The 16046-nt window shown below is 65.5% G+C and carries 10 protein-coding genes; 7 read left to right on the forward strand and 3 right to left on the reverse strand.

Going from position 1 to position 16046, the window contains the following annotated elements; translation table 11 throughout:
• Positions 1-3 precede the first annotated feature (3 nt).
• Complete coding sequence (locus J2W22_RS22165; RefSeq protein ID WP_307120454.1) at positions 4-2373, reverse strand: glycoside hydrolase family 95 protein; 2370 nt, start codon at positions 2371-2373, stop codon at positions 4-6.
• Between the two features lie 133 nt (positions 2374-2506).
• Between J2W22_RS22165 and J2W22_RS22170 the strand changes: the two genes are divergently transcribed.
• Complete coding sequence (locus tag J2W22_RS22170; RefSeq protein ID WP_307120455.1) at positions 2507-4435, forward strand: sialate O-acetylesterase; 1929 nt, start codon at positions 2507-2509, stop codon at positions 4433-4435.
• Between the two features lie 31 nt (positions 4436-4466).
• Here the strand turns inward: J2W22_RS22170 and J2W22_RS22175 are convergent, their stop codons facing one another.
• Positions 4467-5372, reverse strand: a complete 906-nt coding sequence (locus J2W22_RS22175; protein ID WP_307120704.1) for an alpha/beta hydrolase — start codon at positions 5370-5372, stop codon at positions 4467-4469.
• Positions 5373-5810: 438 nt separating this feature from the next.
• Between J2W22_RS22175 and J2W22_RS22180 the strand changes: the two genes are divergently transcribed.
• From J2W22_RS22180 to J2W22_RS22190, 3 genes are all read left to right on the forward strand, one after another.
• A complete protein-coding gene (locus tag J2W22_RS22180; RefSeq protein ID WP_307120457.1) occupies positions 5811-8291 on the forward strand; it encodes a glycoside hydrolase family 9 protein in 2481 nt (826 codons plus the stop codon).
• 436 nt (positions 8292-8727) lie between these two features.
• Entirely contained in the window at positions 8728-8925 is a 198-nt protein-coding gene (locus J2W22_RS22185; protein WP_307120458.1) for an ATP-binding protein, read from the forward strand.
• A gap of 226 nt (positions 8926-9151) precedes the next feature.
• Positions 9152-9406: a response regulator gene (locus tag J2W22_RS22190; RefSeq protein WP_307120459.1), complete on the forward strand. Its 255-nt coding sequence runs from the start codon at positions 9152-9154 to the stop codon at positions 9404-9406.
• 15 nt (positions 9407-9421) lie between these two features.
• Here the strand turns inward: J2W22_RS22190 and J2W22_RS22195 are convergent, their stop codons facing one another.
• Entirely contained in the window at positions 9422-10036 is a 615-nt protein-coding gene (locus J2W22_RS22195; protein WP_307120460.1) for a LuxR C-terminal-related transcriptional regulator, read from the reverse strand.
• Positions 10037-10186: 150 nt separating this feature from the next.
• Between J2W22_RS22195 and J2W22_RS22200 the strand changes: the two genes are divergently transcribed.
• From J2W22_RS22200 to J2W22_RS22210, 3 genes are all read left to right on the forward strand, one after another.
• Positions 10187-13894, forward strand: a complete 3708-nt coding sequence (locus J2W22_RS22200) for an autotransporter domain-containing protein (RefSeq protein ID WP_307120461.1) — start codon at positions 10187-10189, stop codon at positions 13892-13894.
• A gap of 481 nt (positions 13895-14375) precedes the next feature.
• Entirely contained in the window at positions 14376-14900 is a 525-nt protein-coding gene (locus J2W22_RS22205) for a hypothetical protein (RefSeq protein ID WP_307120462.1), read from the forward strand.
• Between the two features lie 878 nt (positions 14901-15778).
• Positions 15779-16045 carry a GlsB/YeaQ/YmgE family stress response membrane protein gene (locus tag J2W22_RS22210; protein ID WP_116842202.1) on the forward strand — a complete coding sequence of 89 codons (267 nt, stop codon included), beginning with the start codon at positions 15779-15781 and terminating at the stop codon, positions 16043-16045.
• Position 16046 lies beyond the last annotated feature (1 nt).

Consider the following 16046-nt stretch of genomic DNA (forward strand, 5'->3'; position numbering starts at 1 on the left):
CGCTTACCGACCCGGCTTCAGCGCCGGGCCGACAAGCCGCAAGGGCTGACCTGCCTTCAGCGTCACCGCGACGCGCTGCCCGCCGAGCCGCACGATGCGCCTGCCGCCCAGGGGGCTGGCCAGCGTTGCCTGGGCGAGCTGGCCATTCCGCCACTCCAGGTCGATGGTGCAGGCGCCGGGCGCACGCAGTCCGCGCACCGATCCCGTCGGCCAGGCGCTGGGCAGTGCGGGCAGCAGCAGGATCTGCTCGCCATGGCCCTGCAGCAGCATCTCGGCGACCGCCGCGGTGCCGCCGAAATTCCCGTCGATCTGGAAGGGGTTGGCGTTGAGCAGGTCGGGATAGACCCGCGCGCTGCCCAGCAGCAGCATCAGTTGGCGATGCGCGCGGTCGCCATCGCGCAGCCTTGCCCAGAGATTGGCTCGCCATGCGGTACCCCAGCCGCCGGTATCGTCCCCGCGTCGTTCGAGCGAGCGCCGTGCCGCGGCGGCCAGCTCCGGGGTTTCGTCGAGATCGATCTGGTGGCTGGGGAACACGCCATAGAGATGCGAGACGTGGCGGTGATTTTGCTCAGGTGCCGCGGCGTCCCAATCCGCCTGCCATTCCTGCAGCTGGCCCTGCGCGCCGACCTGGTTCGGCGCGAGCTTCGCGCGGGTCGCGAGCAGTTCGCGCGCGAAATCCGCGTCTAGGCCGAGGGTTCTCGCCGCCTGCGCAGTCTGGGCGAACAGGTCGCGCAGCAATTCCATGTCCATCGCCGGCCCGGCGCAGATGGTCGGTCCGTTGAGGCCGCCGGAATGCGAATTCTCGGGCGACATCGACGGGTTGGTGACGAGATGGCCGGTGTTCGGATCGGCTTGCAGCGTGTCGAGGAAGAACAGCGCCGCGCCGCGCATCAGCGGGTAGACGCTGCGCAGATAGGCGAGGTCGCGGCCATAATCGTAGCGTGCCCACAAATGCGTGCAGAGCCACGCCCCGCCCATCGCCCACATGCCCCATTGCGCGCCGTCGATCGGCGCCGTCACGCGCCACAGATCGGTGTTGTGATGCGCCACCCAGCCGCGCGCGCCGTACATCTCGCGCGCCGTCCGCGTGCCCGTTTCGGCGAGGTCGCGGACCAGCGCGATCAGCGGCGCGGTGCATTCGGCGAGGCCGGTTGGCTCGGCCGGCCAGTAGTTCATCTCGGTGTTGATGTTGATCGTGTATTTTGAGCCCCAGGGCGGCTGGCCGCTGTCGTTCCACAGCCCCTGTAGGTTGGCCGGCTGGCTGCCGGGCCGCGACGAGCCGATCAGCAGATAGCGGCCATAGTTGAAGTAGAGCGTGGCGAGCGCCGGATCCTCGGCCGTTCCTACCGCGGCGATGCGCGCGTCGGTTGGCTGCTCCGCCGCAGGGCTGGTGCCGAGGTCGAGCGCAACCGCACGGTAGAGGCGCCGGTGTTCCGCGGTGGCTGCCGCAGCGATGCCCGCGAAGCCGATCTTCGCCGCAGCGTCGATCTGCGCGTTGGTGATCACCAGCGGATCGCCGCGCAGATCGTCGTAGCGGCGATAGTTGGTGGCCATCGCGACCAATATCGTCACCGAATCCGCATCGCGAACCCCGATGCCGCCCGCACGCGGCTCAAGCCTGCCGCCTTCGTGCAGCACCTCCACCCGTCCGGCGAACCGGAGTGCAGCGGCAATGCCGTGCTCGTCGCGATTGGTGCCCGTCACGATCAGCGCGTTACGCTCCACCGCAAGCGAGCCCGGCTGGACCGCGCGCAGCGTGATACCGCAGTCGATACGCCCGGGTTTGTCGGCGCTGATCCGGACGGCGATCACCTGATGCACGGGGCAGGCGATCACCTCGCGCCGGAAGGTCGCGCCGCCCACGGTGAAGACCGTGGTCGCGATGGCAGAGTCGAGATCGAGCTCGCGTCGATACTCCCGCGCCCAGAAATCCGGGATCTCGGGCATGTCGATCAGCAGCTCGCCGAACGACTGGTAGCTCATCTGCGACAGCGGCTTGGCCATGAGCGTCGCATCGGCCAGCTTCTGCGCTTCGGAATAACGGCCCGCGAAGACCAGCCGGCGAACCTCGGGCAGCGCCGCGCGCGCCGCCGGGTTCACCGACTCATAGGGGCCGCCGGTCCAGAGCGTATCCTCGTTGAGCTGCAGCTTTTCGTTTGAGATGCCGCCGAACACCATCGCGCCGATGCGGCCATTGCCCACCGGCAGCGCCTCCACCCATTCGCGCGCCGGCTTGCGATACCAGAGGCGATGCGCACCGGTCATCTGCGCCTGTGCCTGGCTCGCGGAGGGCAGCGAAAGCCCGGCGGCTGCGGCCGCCGAACCCTGCAGAATCTGTCGCCGCGTAATGTGCAAGCCGTCCGACAAGGCCATTCCCCGGATCCTCCCCATGTCCCGCATTTTCAGCCGTTGCTCTTTGCTTTCTAGTCTGACTATTTAACCTATGTAGAGAGGTCAATGGCCGTAAAACCGTCATACAAATGGCGCGGTCGGGAGAGGGATGATCATGACCAAATGGATGCTGATGGCGCTTGCCGCCCTGCCGGTAACGCCCGCGCTGGCCGCGCCCCGGCTCGATGGGGTGCTGACGGATCATGCGGTGATCCAGCGCGACAAACCGATCCGCATTTCCGGCAGCGCCGAGCCTGGCGAGGCGGTGCGGATCAGCCTGGCCGGCCAGTTGGTCGCCGTGAAGGCGGACCGCGCGGGCCGCTTCAGCGCGACGCTGGCGCCGCTGCCCGCGGGTGGCCCCTATGAGATGCAAATCAGCGCGCGCAGCGGCCTCGCGATCGTCCGCGACCTGCTTATCGGCGACGTGTTCCTCTGCTCGGGTCAGAGCAACATGGAGATGTCGGTCGAGCGATCGCAGGACAGCTATTCCGTCTATGCCGCGACCGACGACCAGCTGCGCCTGCTCACCGTGCCCAAGGCGACTGCCTTCACGCCGCAGACCGGGTTCGCGGCACAGCCCGGCTGGGCAGCGACCACCCCGGCCACGGCCAGCCCCTTCTCAGCCGCTTGCTTCTACATGGCCCAGGCGCTGCGCAAGTCGGCGAAGGTGCCGATCGGCGCGATTCATTCGAGCTGCGGCGGGTCGCGCATCTCCGCCTGGATGGACGAGCCGGGGCTGCGCGCCGCCGACATGGGCGACGGCGTCGACGCGCTTCGTCTCTACGCTCGCGATGTCCCTACCGCGATTGCCCGGACCAGCGCCAAATGGGAACAATGGTGGCGCGACCAGTCGGGCAATCGGCCGGGCACCGAACCCTGGCAGTTCCAGGCCTCGCTAGACTGGCAACCCGTACCACGGATCGGCGCGTTCAATCGCTGGGGTATCCCCGCGCTCGCCGACTATGTCGGCATGCTGTGGTTCCGCAAGGAGGTGACCCTCACCGCCGGGCAGGCGCGCCAAGAAGCGGTGCTGTCGATCGGCGCGGTCGATGATGCAGACGTCACCTGGGTCAATGGCAAGCCGGTGGGCGGCAGCAGCAATGCCGCCACGCCGCGCAACTATCTGCTGCCGGCGGGCACGCTGGTTGCGGGCAGCAACGTGATCACGATCAACGACGACAATGTCTGGGCCGAAGGCGGGATGATCGGCCCGGCCGAGGCGATGCGGCTCAGCTTTGCCGATGGCACCAGTATCCCGCTCGATACGGGCTGGCGCTATGCCATTGCCGGCAAGCCGCGCACCAACGCCCCGCGCGCGCCCTGGGACGACATCAACGGCGCCGGCACGCTCTACAATGCGATGATCGCGCCGCTCGGCCCGATCGCACTGACCGGCGTCGCCTGGTACCAGGGCGAGTCCGACACCGATCTGGCCGGATATGACAAGCGCCTCGCCGCGATGATGCGCGACTGGCGCCGCCAGTTCGGCCTGCCCGAGCTTCCCTTCGCGATCGCCCAGCTTTCCGCCTATGGCGACACGGCGTCCCGGCCACGCGAAAGCGGCTGGGCAGGGCTGCGTGACACCCAGCGCCGGGTGGCCGAAAAGGACGGGCATGCCGCTGTGGCGGTGACGCTCGATCTGGGCGATTCGCTCGACATCCATCCCGGCGAGAAGCACGAGGTCGGGCGCCGGCTGGCCCGGGTAATGCGCAGCCTGGCCTATGGCGAGGCGGTCGCGTCGTCAGGGCCGCGCGTCGTGCGGGCGGGCAGGGGCGCGGACGGCGCGGTCACGCTCGGCTTTGCGGATGTGGGCGGCGAACTGGCAACGCGGGGTGCCGATCGGGCAATCGGGTTCGAGCTGTGCGCCGCGGAACAGGGAAGCTGCCGCTATGCCGATGCCCGAGTGAACGGCAATCAGGTGGTGATTACGGCAGATGGCCGTCCGGTGACCCGCGTCCGCTATGCCTGGGCGGACAGCCCCACCGTCAATCTGTTCGACCGGGACGGGCTGCCGGTCGGCAGCTTCGAGATATCCGTGCCCTGACCCAGCGGCCAGGGCACGGACGGGGCCTCGCTCAGTGCGCGCGCTTGAGCAGGCCGTGCATGCCGAGCCAGCGGGCATAGGCATCGAACCAGCCGGTGCTGGTGGTTTCCTTCGGATACATGCCGAAGCCGTGCCCGCCCTGTTCGTAGAGGTGGAACTCCACCGGCCGCTTCGCCGCCTTCCAGCTCTCGATCAGCCCGAAGCCGCTATTGGCGAAGAAGGGATCGTCCGCCGCCAGCGCGACAAAGGCGGGCGGGGCGTCGGCGGGCACCGTCACCGAGGCGAGCGGGCCATAGATCAGCCCGATAAAGGCGGGCTTGGCATCCTGCCCGGCGAGCGTGGTTGCCAGCGTGAGCATCGCGCCGGCCGAGAAGCCGACCATGCCGACCCGGTCGGCATCGACATGCCATTCGCCGGCACGCTTGCGGACGAGCGCGAACGCGGCGCGGGCGTCGGCGATCTGGGGCGCAAGGCCGGCCATCGCCTGTTGCGGGTCCATCCGCGGCGCGGTGCGCGCCACGCCCGAGAACATCTCGCGCATCGACTGTTCGAAGGCAGGCATTTCCTGCGGCGTCGGGTTCAGGCGATATTTGAGGACGAAGGCGGCCACGCCCCTGGCGGCGAGCGCCTTGGCGACGTCCCAGCCTTCATTCTCCATCGACAGGGTGCGGAAGCCGCCCCCGGGCGCCACGATCACCGCGGCGCCGGTCGCCTTGGCGGGATCGGGCAGGAACGGGGTGAGCGTCGCGACGGTGACGTTCCGCGCGAAGACGCTGCCATATTGGCTGTGCCATGCCTCGGGCGCGGTCGCGCCGGGCAGGGGGCCGGTATCGAGCGTGATGGCCCTGGGCTGGGCCGGAACGGGGATGGGGGTCATCTTGTCGTTCTGCGCCTGGGCTGGTGCGGCCAGCGCAAGACCGGCGGCGATGCTGGCCATGGCCAGGCTAAGTCGTGCCGGTTTCAGAGCCTCCGTGAAAAGCTTCATTGCACCTCTCCCTTTCATTTCCTCTCGGTCCAAATATAATTGTCTTACTAAATAGTGACTCGGATATGGCTATCCATGCCATAATTAGGAGAGGAAATGCCAATAGTATCGAGGAGGATTTGTAGATAAATTGTCTGTCTATTTATCTGCTGGAAACTGCGGCCTCGACGAGGCCTTGGTCCAGCACTCGGCCGCCCCTGCGTGCAGGTGCGAAATGTTGCGGCCGGCTGCCTAATGGGCTTGCCAAGCAACCCGCATTCTTCCAGTCTATGATAGCGCTACCATAAATGATCTTGTCAGTCTATATGGCTGCGTCGGTGCTTAGAAGAAATCGATAGGGCACTGTTTTCATTAAATAATAGCCTTGGCTTCCAATAGGAGGGGAGTTGCATGCACGAGATTCGCGGCATCGGACTATTCTTGGCCACCTGTTCGTCTCTGGCCGTCGCCGGCGCGCAGGCGCAGACGCTACGGGTCAGTCCTGATCAGACGCTCGAAACCCAGGGGTTGAGCGTGATCGTGGAGCAGAACCAGTTCAGCCCGATCTTCTTCGATGAGAAGAATGCGGGCATCCAGATCGTCCTGCACGGCGAACGGATCGCTACCGATGGCGAGATCCGGCTGAATCCGACGCCCGAACAATGGGATCCGGTGCCGACCTTCGGTGACCGCACGCTCGGGGAGCCCGGCCAGATCGTCGTGCGCTCGAGCTACCCCAAGGCCAATCTGAAATATCGCGTGAAGGTGACCGCGGAAGAGGGCGGGTTCCGGATCGCAGTCGATCTCGACGCACCGCTGCCGAAGGAACTGGTGGGCAAGGCCGGGTTCAATCTCGATTTCCTGCCGACCGCCTATTTCGGCAAGACCTATCTGATGGGCGAGCGTCCGGGCCTGTTTCCGCGCAATGCGAGCGGGCCGATGGCGACGGACGGTTCCGGCGATCCCCAGCCCCTGGCCTCGGGGGCGCAGACCGTCACGCTGTCGCCCGAAGATCCCGCTACCCGCGTCACCATCACCGCCAACGCGCCGCTTGCGCTCTATGACGCGCGCAACCGGGCGCAGAATGGCTGGTTCGTCGTGCGCTCGCTGATTGCCGAGGGCGCGAAGGACGATGCCATTGTCTGGCACGTCCGCCCGAACGTGATCCCGGGCTGGACGCGTGCGCCGGTCGTGTCGTTCAACCAGGCCGGCTACACGCCTGCGCGCGACAAGGTGGCGCTGATCGAGCTCGATCCCGCCTTCAAGGCGCCGAGTGAGGCGGTGCTGGTCAAGCTCACCGCCGATGGCGAGAAGCCCGTGTTCCGCGCGCCGGTCCAGCAGCGCGGCAAATGGCTGCGCTACAACTATGCCGCGTTCGATTTCTCGAGCGTGCGCGAGCCGGGGATCTACGCCATCTCCTATGCGGGACAGACGACCAATCCGTTCCCGATCGCAGCCGATGCCTATGCGCGGATCTGGCAGCCCTCGCTCGACACCTATCTGCCGGTGCAGATGGACCACATGACGGTGCGCGAGCAGTATCGTGTGTGGCAGCGCGCCTCGCATCTCGACGATGCGCGCCAGGCGCCGCCCAATATCACGCACTTCGACGGCTACCGCATGGGCCCGAACCTCGATTCTCCCTTCAAGCCGGGCGAGCATATCCCGGGCCTGGCGGTCGGCGGTTTCCAGGACGCGGGCGACTACGATATCCAGACGCCGCAGAACGCCGATGTGGTCCGAGATCTGGTCTGGGCGCGCGAGCTCTTCGGCCTCGACTGGGACGAGACCAGCGTCGACGAAAAGGCGCGCGAAGTGGAAATCCGCAAGCCGGACGGCGTGCCCGACGCGATCCAGCAGATACGCCACGGCACGTTGCAGCTGCTCGCCCAGTACAAGGTCTTCGGCCACGCGATCGTCGGCATCGTCGATCCGAAGCTCCGCCAATATGCGCATCTCGGCGACGCCGGGTCACAGACCGACGGCAAGCTCTACGACCCTGCCATGGCGCCGGACCAGAGCGATGCGGGCCGCTCGGGCATCGACGATGACCGCTGGGCATTCACCACCGCCTATCCGGCGAACGACCTGAGGGTGGCCGGAAGCCTCGCCGCCGCGAGCCGCGCGCTCAAGGACTCGGATCCCGCCATGGCTGCCGAGGCGCTGGCCGCGGCCAAGGCGCTCTGGACCGCACGTCAGGGCCAGACCGCCAATGCCAGCGATGGTCGTGACGACAACGGTTTCATGGCGCGCTTCCTCGATCTCGCCAAGGTCTCCGCGACGGTGGAACTGATCCTCACCACCAAGGGCGAGGCCGTCTATACCGATCGCCTGCGCACCCTGATGCCGGCGATCGAGGCGAATTTCGATCGGATCAGCGGCGCTGCAATCCTCGCGCTGCCCTATATGGATGCGGCCTATCGCGATCGGATCAAGGCGCTGGTGCGTGCCGCCAAGCCGAAGATCGACGCGGAGCTGACCAATCCCTTCGGCGTGCCGGTCGCCATGGGTTCCTGGGCGGGATCCGGAGAAGTCGCCAGCTTCGGCAGCAACATGTATCTGATGCACCGCGCCTTTCCGGACCTGATCGGATCGGAATACACGCTCCGTGCGCTCGATTACATGCTCGGTCGCCATCCGGCGAACAACCTGTCGCTTGTCTCGACCGTCGGCACACGCTCGAAGCTGATCGGCTATGGCCACAACCGCGCCGATTACGGCTTCATCGCCGGCGGGATGGTGCCAGGTGTGCTGATCATCAAGCCCGATTTCCCCGAGCTGAAGGCCGATTGGCCATTCCTGTGGTTCGAGAGCGAATATACGGTGAGCACCACCACGGCCTATATCCTGGCCGCCAAGGCTGCGTTGGCCGTGGCGGCGGAGCAGCATTAGTTATTGGCATTAAGTCCGCACCGGCACGGTGGGCACCAGCCTGCCGTGCCACTCCGGCCTGGCGTCGGGTAATTCAGGATTTGGCGCTTTGAGCGTGGTTACGAGATCAACCGGCTAGAGGTTCGATCCAATCAGGATTGGAACTGATGTGCTGAGTGATTCCGCACTATTTCAAAGAGTTACATTGATGGCGCAAAAATGGAGGCGCAACTCATGGCGTTCGAACCCTCCCGTAAGTTACTGAAATTATAGGGGGAGGTGGTGCGAAACGCGAAATGGCAGGCCATTATGCACGATATTCGAACTTGCCTTTGGGAAGACGCCGATATCATCGCGGCAAGTGTGCTCAGCCTTCGGTTAATCGGTTACTTGCCGCCAGCGGCGAGGCGGGATTGAGGGTGGCAGCGCTCTTACCATCAGCGCCGCCAATATCGTATTGGACGACGCTACCGCGCCGGAAGGCGTGCTTCCGGGGCAATATGTCGCGATTGCGGTCAAGGACAGCGGGTGCGGCATGTCAACGGAGACGGTGGTAAAGGTGTTCGACCCGTTCTTCACGACCAAGGAGGTAGGCAAGGGCACCGGGCTCTCGATGGTCTATGGCTTCGCCAAGCAATCGGACGGGCATGTCTAGATCGAATCGGCCGAAGGCGAGGGGACGACCGTCCGCCTGCTCCTCGGCCGCGAGTCCAGGCAGCTGGGCGCCGACGAATATGGGCTCGTGTAGTCGATGGAAGCTGAAGGCGGATCGGAGACGGTGCTCGTCGTCGAGGATGACGGCGAAGTTCGTGCCTACACCGTCGGCATCCTCCGCGAACTGGGCTATCGCGTGGTCGAGGCGCATGATGGGACACTCCGCGGTGCGCCTGCTCGAGCGCGACGATTTTTCGATCGATCTGCTGCTTACCGATGTCGTGATGCCCCAAATGTTCGGCGAGGAACTCGCGCATACCACGCGGTCCATGCATCCAGACCCGAAGGTCCTGTTCGCCTCGGGCTACACTCGCGACGCGATCATGCGGGACGATTGGCTCGAAGCCGGCTCAGATCTGATCACCAAGCCATTCACATACGCCGCGCTTGCGGCCGAGGCGCGCGAAGTGCTTAGACGCTAGAGTGCCGGCGCGCGATTACATCGTCGCCAGCGCGTCCCCGGCGACCTTCCGCACCAGCTCGACAACGGAGGTGGCGGCGAAGCGCTGCATGATCCGCGCGCGGTGAAATTCGACCGTTCGCGGGCTGATGGCCAGGCGCAATGCGATCGCCTTGTTGCTGGCGCCTTCCTGCAACGCGAGCATCACCTCGCGCTCGCGCGCCGTGAGCTTGCCGGACAGGGCGATAAGCTGGGCGTCGGTTAGCGAAACGGGTGCGGCGCGCTCGACGTACCTACGCGCAGTGATCAGCCAGCCGGCCGCGTTGTTGGCGCCATCGAACGGCTCGACCGTGACGTACAGCTCGACGTTACCGAGTGTGTCGACGTCGATCACCCCGGCCCAGCTGCCCTGCGAGGCGATCTCCGACATCGCCACGTCCACATCAACGCCAAGCACGCCCAGAATCGCCAGCCCATGGGTGGCGTCGGCCCCGCCACTAAGGAACCGGTTAATCGCGGGGTTGAGGAAATGTACGGTAAAGTCGCGGCCGCACACGGCGACACCGATAGACGAACGATCAATCGCGGCGAGGACGAGGTCATACGAGGAAGTTCCGAAATCGCGTTCCGTGGATAGTTGCGAAACTTTCAAAATATAAATTCCTCTTGCTGTGGAGCTATCGACTATATTTTCTTCAGTAGATCAATTGTTTGACCTGGTAGTCATACGAGTATCTACGTTGAAAGGTTGCGGCTAAGCGAAACTAATCCCGGGGGGCCTGATTCCAGGAGACCGGTTTAGATGTTCGTTTCGCACGTGATGGCGTCCGCCACCCCGGCTACCAAGTTGCGCCTCGCGCTTCTCGGCAGCGTATCCACCGCCGCAGCAATGCTGCTTCTGCCCACCAGCGCCGCTGCGCAGGCGACGACCTGCTCGCAGACCGGCACCACGATCACCTGCGTCGATGGCGCGGCCACCGTGCTGACCGGCACCACCACCGCCGGCAATGCAACGGTTGCGGGTCCCGGCCTGGTGACCGTCGATACGACCGGCCCGGCAACGACGACCTATACCGCCACTGGCCCGATCGCGACGACCGGCGTAACCGCGGTCCACCTCACCTCCACGGGCGGCGCACTCAGCCTTACCCCTGCCGGCGTCAGCGCGCCGGTGAACATCAACGTCACCGGCGGGGTCGCTGCCAATGGCGTCACGCTCAATACGCTCGCCCAGCCGGCCACCTTCACGGTCGGCAACATCGCGACCAGCGGCGCTAATTCCTTCGGCGTGCTGTCGACGGCCGGCGGCGACCTTACGCTGCGGACCGGCAACATCAACGTCACGGGTGCGAACAGCACCGCGATCGACGCGGGCGCCCAGACCGGCGCCATCTCGACCACTGCGGGCAACATCACCGCGACCGGCCGCGGCATCCGCACGGTTTCGGCGACCAACGGCGCGAACACCGTTGTCGCCGGCAATGTCGTGACGGGCGATCGCGCGATCCTCGCCAATGGAGGCACCGTGTCGGTCACCGCCGGCAACATCACCACCTCGACCAACGGCGCCACCACCCCCGGCGGCTACGGCATCGCGGCGCAGGGCTTCACCGGCAACGTCACGGTCCGCACCGGCACCGTCAGCACGGTTAACGGCGGCGGCATCATCGCCAATGCGTTCAGCCCGACCGGCGCGATCGACATCGGCGGCTGCCCAAGCGTCACCACGACTGGCGACAACGCAACCGCGGTCTCGGCACAGGCCGCTGGCACCGGATCGGTGACGGTTAATTGCGGCGCGCTCTCTACGACCGGCCTCAACAGCAATGGCGTGTTCGCGACATCGGTCGGCGGCAACATGGCGGTCAACATCGCCTCGGCGACCACCTCGGGCATCGGCTCCTATGGCGTCACCGCCAACACCATCGGCGCCGGCACGGTCACCACCAATGCGGGGGTGATCACCACCACCGGCAATGGCGGCACGGGCCTGTACATCCGCGCGGCCACCGGCGCGATCGATGCCGGCTACGGCAACATCACCACGTCGGGCATCGCGGCCGGCGTTAACAGCGCCAGTGCTCTAGATCTTGCCTCAACCGGCACGATCAACCTGCGCGGTAACGGCTCGACGCTTCGCACCAATGGCGCCGGCGTGACCGCCGCGCTCGTCACCGGCGCGGGCGTCACGGGCAATCTCGGCAACGTCACCACCACGGGTCTCGGCGCGCAGGGTGCGATCATCACCTCGACCGCGCCGATCAACCTGACCGTCGGCACCGTGGCGACGACCGGCAATGGTCTGATCGTCAACGCCGGCACCAACGCCGTCACGCTTACCACCGGTGCCGTAACCGCGACCGAGGCGGGCGCGACCGGCACGGTCGTCAATAGCACCGGCGCGGTGACCTTCACCGGCGGCAGGCATGCGGCCAATGGCGCGAACGCGCTTCGCATCACCGGTGGTGCTGGGGCGATCAACGCTTCTGTCGCCGGCGCCGGGACCACCGGCACCGGAACTGCGGTCGTCATCACCGGCACCGGCCCGGTGACGTTCGTCAACAGCGGTACGATCACCACCACCGGCGCCACGTCTGACGGCATCAACATCGTTACGCCGGGCACCATCGCCATCACCGGCGGACAGGTTGCCACCACCGGCGCCAACAGCCGAGGCATTGTCGCCAATGGCGGCGGGGCAGTCACCATTTCGGCGACCGGCGTCACCACCACGGGCGCGACGTCGAATGCGATCGTGGCGAACAGCACGGCAGGCTCGGTTGGCGTCTCGCTCAGCGGCACAAACAACTCGGCAAGCCTTGACGGCGTGAGCATCGCGGCGGCGACCACCGCCAATCTCGCCCTGACCTCAGGCACCCTCACCGGCCTCAACAACGGCGCAACGATCACGTCGGGCACGGGCACCACGGTGACCAACGCCGGTACGCTCGGCGGCGGCAACTATGCCCTCGCGGTCACCGGCGGCGCGGCGACGGTCAACAATAGCGGCACGATCAACGGCCGCATCCTGCTGACCGCCAATGGCGATACGGTGAACAACACCGGCACCTTCAACGCGAACAGCAACAGCGACTTCGGCGCGGGCGCGGACGTGTTCAACAACAGCGCCACGCTCCGCGTACTCGGCCTGGCGACGACCGCCGGAACGGTCACGCTCACCGGACTGGAGACGTTCAACAACAGCGGCTTGGTCGATCTGCGTAACGGCCATGTCGGCGATGTGCTGGTTCTGCCGGGCAGTTATGCCGGCAACGGCGCGGCGCAGCTCGGCGTCGATGTCGATCTTATTGCTTTCACCGGCGACCAACTGCGCATCGGCGGCGCGGCGACGGGCACAACGATCGTCTCGGTCGCCGCGCTCAATAATGTGCCGGCGGTGCTCAGCACCAGCGCAGGCGCAGTGGTGGCGCAGGCCGGCGCGGCCTCGTCTGCAACGGCGTTCACGCTCGACGGCGGCAGCGTCGATCAGGGCCTGATCCAGTATGGCATCGTCTACAACCCGACGACCTTTGCCTACAGCCTAGTCGCCACGCCCGGCGTCGGGGTCTATCGCGCATCGCTGTTCGCCGAAGGGGTGCGCAACCTCTGGCTGCAGTCGGGCGACAGCTGGTCGGGGCATATGCGCGAGTTGCGCGACAATGTCGCCGCCAATGGCCCCGGTGGTGCCGGCGGGCGCGTCTGGGCCCAGGTGCTTGGTCAGGTCGAGCATCGCGGCAGCAACCGCAGCTTCGCCTTCAACGGCGTCACTACCCCGGTCGATTTGAGCTACAAACAGGACTATTTCGGCGGCCAGATGGGCGTGGATCTGGGCGCTCCGGTGGGTGAGGGCGGCTTCGCCTTCGGCTTGACCGGCGGCTATCTCAACTCCAACCTGAACTTCGCCAACTCGCCTGACCGGATCAACTTCGATGTGGTCAATGGCGGCGTCTATGCCAGCCTCAACGCCGGCAGCTTCTTCGTCAACGCGCTCGCCAAGTACGACTATTATTGGGGTGACAATGTCAGCATCTCGGGTCGCTACACTCAGAAGCTGAAGGGTTCTATCTATGGCGGCAAAGCTGAGGTAGGCGTCCGCTTCGGCAGCAAGCTCTGGTTCGAGCCGGCGGCAAGCGTTTCCTACACGCATTCAGATTTCGACAATTTCGGCAATGCGTCGGGCAATTTCGCCTTCAACGACCAGGACGGCGTGCGCGGCCGTGGCGGCGCGCGGATAGGCTTCACCAGCGATATCGGTCCCGCCAAGATGACGCTCTATGGCGGCGGCAACTATGTCCATGAGTTCAAGGGCCAGGACCAGGTCACCTTCACCAGCGGCGGACAGACGGTGCGCTTCGGCAACCAGCGGCTGAGCGACTATGGCGAAGGGCTGCTGGGTCTGAACATCGGCTCGCAGCGCGGAGCGATCAGCGGCTTCTTCGAGGGCCGCTATGCCGATGGTGGCGATTATGAAGGCTATGGCGGCCGCGCCGGGGTTCGTTTCCGCTTCTGATCTTGCGAGGGGTGTTCATGGGTCGTCTCGCAAGAGACGGCCCATGCGCATTTGGACGTGTGTCGTTATGCCAACGCTGAAGCAGGGAAACCGCATCGGTCGCCCGGTTTCCATCTCAGTGGGGCTGAAACTCGAGCGCGCGGTGCCATGCCATGCCATGCACGGTGAATGCGTCACCCCCCAGGCGAAAAAGCTTTGCCATTGTGGCTTGCGACGATCGCGCCTTCGCGGCGAGCCTTCGAGTCAATCCACAAGCGCCGGCAGATCAGTATACGGCATCACGGAGATTGCCGAACATGGTAGCGATCCTTCGATCGCCGATGCGGTCCCGCAGAAGCCCGATTTCGCGGCCTGATCGAGGCTAAGGCGAACGCGGAGCCGACGGGCTGCGGCGCTACGCATTTCCCGGGTCAAGCGCGGCGTGCCTCGACGCGGCTTGCAGGTCGCGGGAGCCGCGGCCCTTGAGGCGCGTTCAATCGCGATGCCGCGCAAACTCAAGGTCTTCCGAACTGCAATCGGCTTTCACGATGCCTATGTTGCCGCCGCCAGCCAAAAGGCGGCGCTTGAGGCCTGGGGTGCTGCGGCAAACTTGTTCGCGCGCGGTGCCGCCGAGCTGGTGAGCGATGCCGAGTTGTCGAAGGAGCCGCTTGCCCATCCAGGCAAGGTCATCAAGCGCCTCCGAGGTAGCGAAGCCGAGCATTTCGCCGCCCTTGAACGGGCGAGTGCGGCAGATAGCCGGCGAGAACCCCGAGCATCGGCTGCGCCAAAGAGAAAGCCTCGCCCCCGGCCCGATCGTAAGCCGCTCGACGATGCCGAGGAAACCCTGGATGGCGCGCAGCGTGCGGCCGAGCAGCTAGAGCGGGACTTCCGCGAACGGGAGCGAAGGCTTGCACACGAGCGCCAGGCGGCCGAGCGCGCGGCAGGCGAGCTCGTGCGAAAAGCCCGATCGGCGCGCGATGCCGAGAAGCTGCGCTACGAAGAGATACTGGCGCGCTGGCGAGCGTAACCTCGTACGCGAGAAGCGCTAGGCGGCCCACCAAGGCGGGGAGGGAGGTTGTGATCCTTGCGATCAGGCGTCTCTGCCGAGACGCAGATCAACGGCGTCGCAGAATTTCACAGTCGTCAGCTTGAGGCCGTCCGCCGCTTCGATATCCACATGCCCTCTCAAGTCGAGCAAACCCTTGCTCGTCACTTCGTCCGCAAGGATGGCCCGGACGCTCGCGATGGCAACGCGTTCCGCCTCTGCGAGGCTGCCGCAACCTGGCCTTCTTCATCGAGGACAGTTCCGAAGCCGTTGTGCACATGCAGGTGATACCTTGGCATGCTGCCAAAACTTACCGGATCTCGAACAGTTTCCGGCGCTCTAGTGGTTGAGGTGTACCTTGGGCCACAATGAGTCCCATAGGCACATGAGCATCCTGACCTGCGGACAGCGCTCATCCCCGCCAATTCCGCTGCGCGCCACGTGGGGCGGAAGGAAGTGCGGGTTACCCGCCGCCCGTTGCAGGCAGCTTCGATGTCCAGAATGAACGACAGGGGCCGATCGCGCGCATCATGCTCGCGGACCGGGCTCGGCAACTATTCTGGATAGCGCAGGCCAGCGCGGCAGTCCGGGCGTAAGCCCAGCCACTAACTATCTTAGCCGCATACCGATGCCCGGACGGTTACCCGGTACTACAGCGGGCATGCAGCCGTTCGACACTCGGGCGCGGTTCTGGCTGTTCTGCGTCAGGAACACCGCAAAGAAGGGAGGCATTGTGGCCGCGGTGCATGATGGGGAAGGGCTGCCGAAGCTGAAATCGGTGGGGCGGAAGCGTTGCAGCCGCGGAACAAAGCCGACCAGTATGGATTGCTCTGTCAGGTCTTCAGACAGGGAGAATTGAAGTGGGTTGGATCATCGCACTGATAGTGGGCGGCATTGCCGGCTGGCTGGCCAGCATGGTGATGGGTCGCAACGCCTCTATGGGCATCGTCCTCAACATCATCGTAGGCTGTGTGGGCTCGATCATCGGCAATTGGCTTTCCGGTCCGCTCTTCGGCGTCCGCGGCAGCGTGCAGGAATTCTCGCTGACCGGGCTGATCATCGCATTCATCGGCGCCGTCGTGTTGCTCGGGATCTTCAATCTGGTGCAGCGCAGCCGCGTTCGGTGAG

The sequence above is a fragment of the Sphingomonas kyeonggiensis genome (genome assembly GCF_030812785.1).
Taxonomy (GTDB): domain Bacteria; phylum Pseudomonadota; class Alphaproteobacteria; order Sphingomonadales; family Sphingomonadaceae; genus Sphingomonas; species Sphingomonas kyeonggiensis_B.

Bases quoted from the DNA above. Each gene is read 5' to 3' on its own strand.
- J2W22_RS22180 (WP_307120457.1), top strand. From the start codon at position 5,811: ATGCACGAGATTCGCGGCATCGGACTATTCTTGGCCACCTGTTCGTCT.
- J2W22_RS22205 (WP_307120462.1), top strand. From the start codon at position 14,376: ATGCCGCGCAAACTCAAGGTCTTCCGAACTGCAATCGGCTTTCACGAT.
- J2W22_RS22165 (WP_307120454.1), bottom strand. From the start codon at position 2,373: ATGGCCTTGTCGGACGGCTTGCACATTACGCGGCGACAGATTCTGCAG.
- J2W22_RS22175 (WP_307120704.1), bottom strand. From the start codon at position 5,372: ATGGCCAGCATCGCCGCCGGTCTTGCGCTGGCCGCACCAGCCCAGGCG.
- J2W22_RS22200 (WP_307120461.1), top strand. From the start codon at position 10,187: ATGTTCGTTTCGCACGTGATGGCGTCCGCCACCCCGGCTACCAAGTTG.
- J2W22_RS22170 (WP_307120455.1), top strand. From the start codon at position 2,507: ATGACCAAATGGATGCTGATGGCGCTTGCCGCCCTGCCGGTAACGCCC.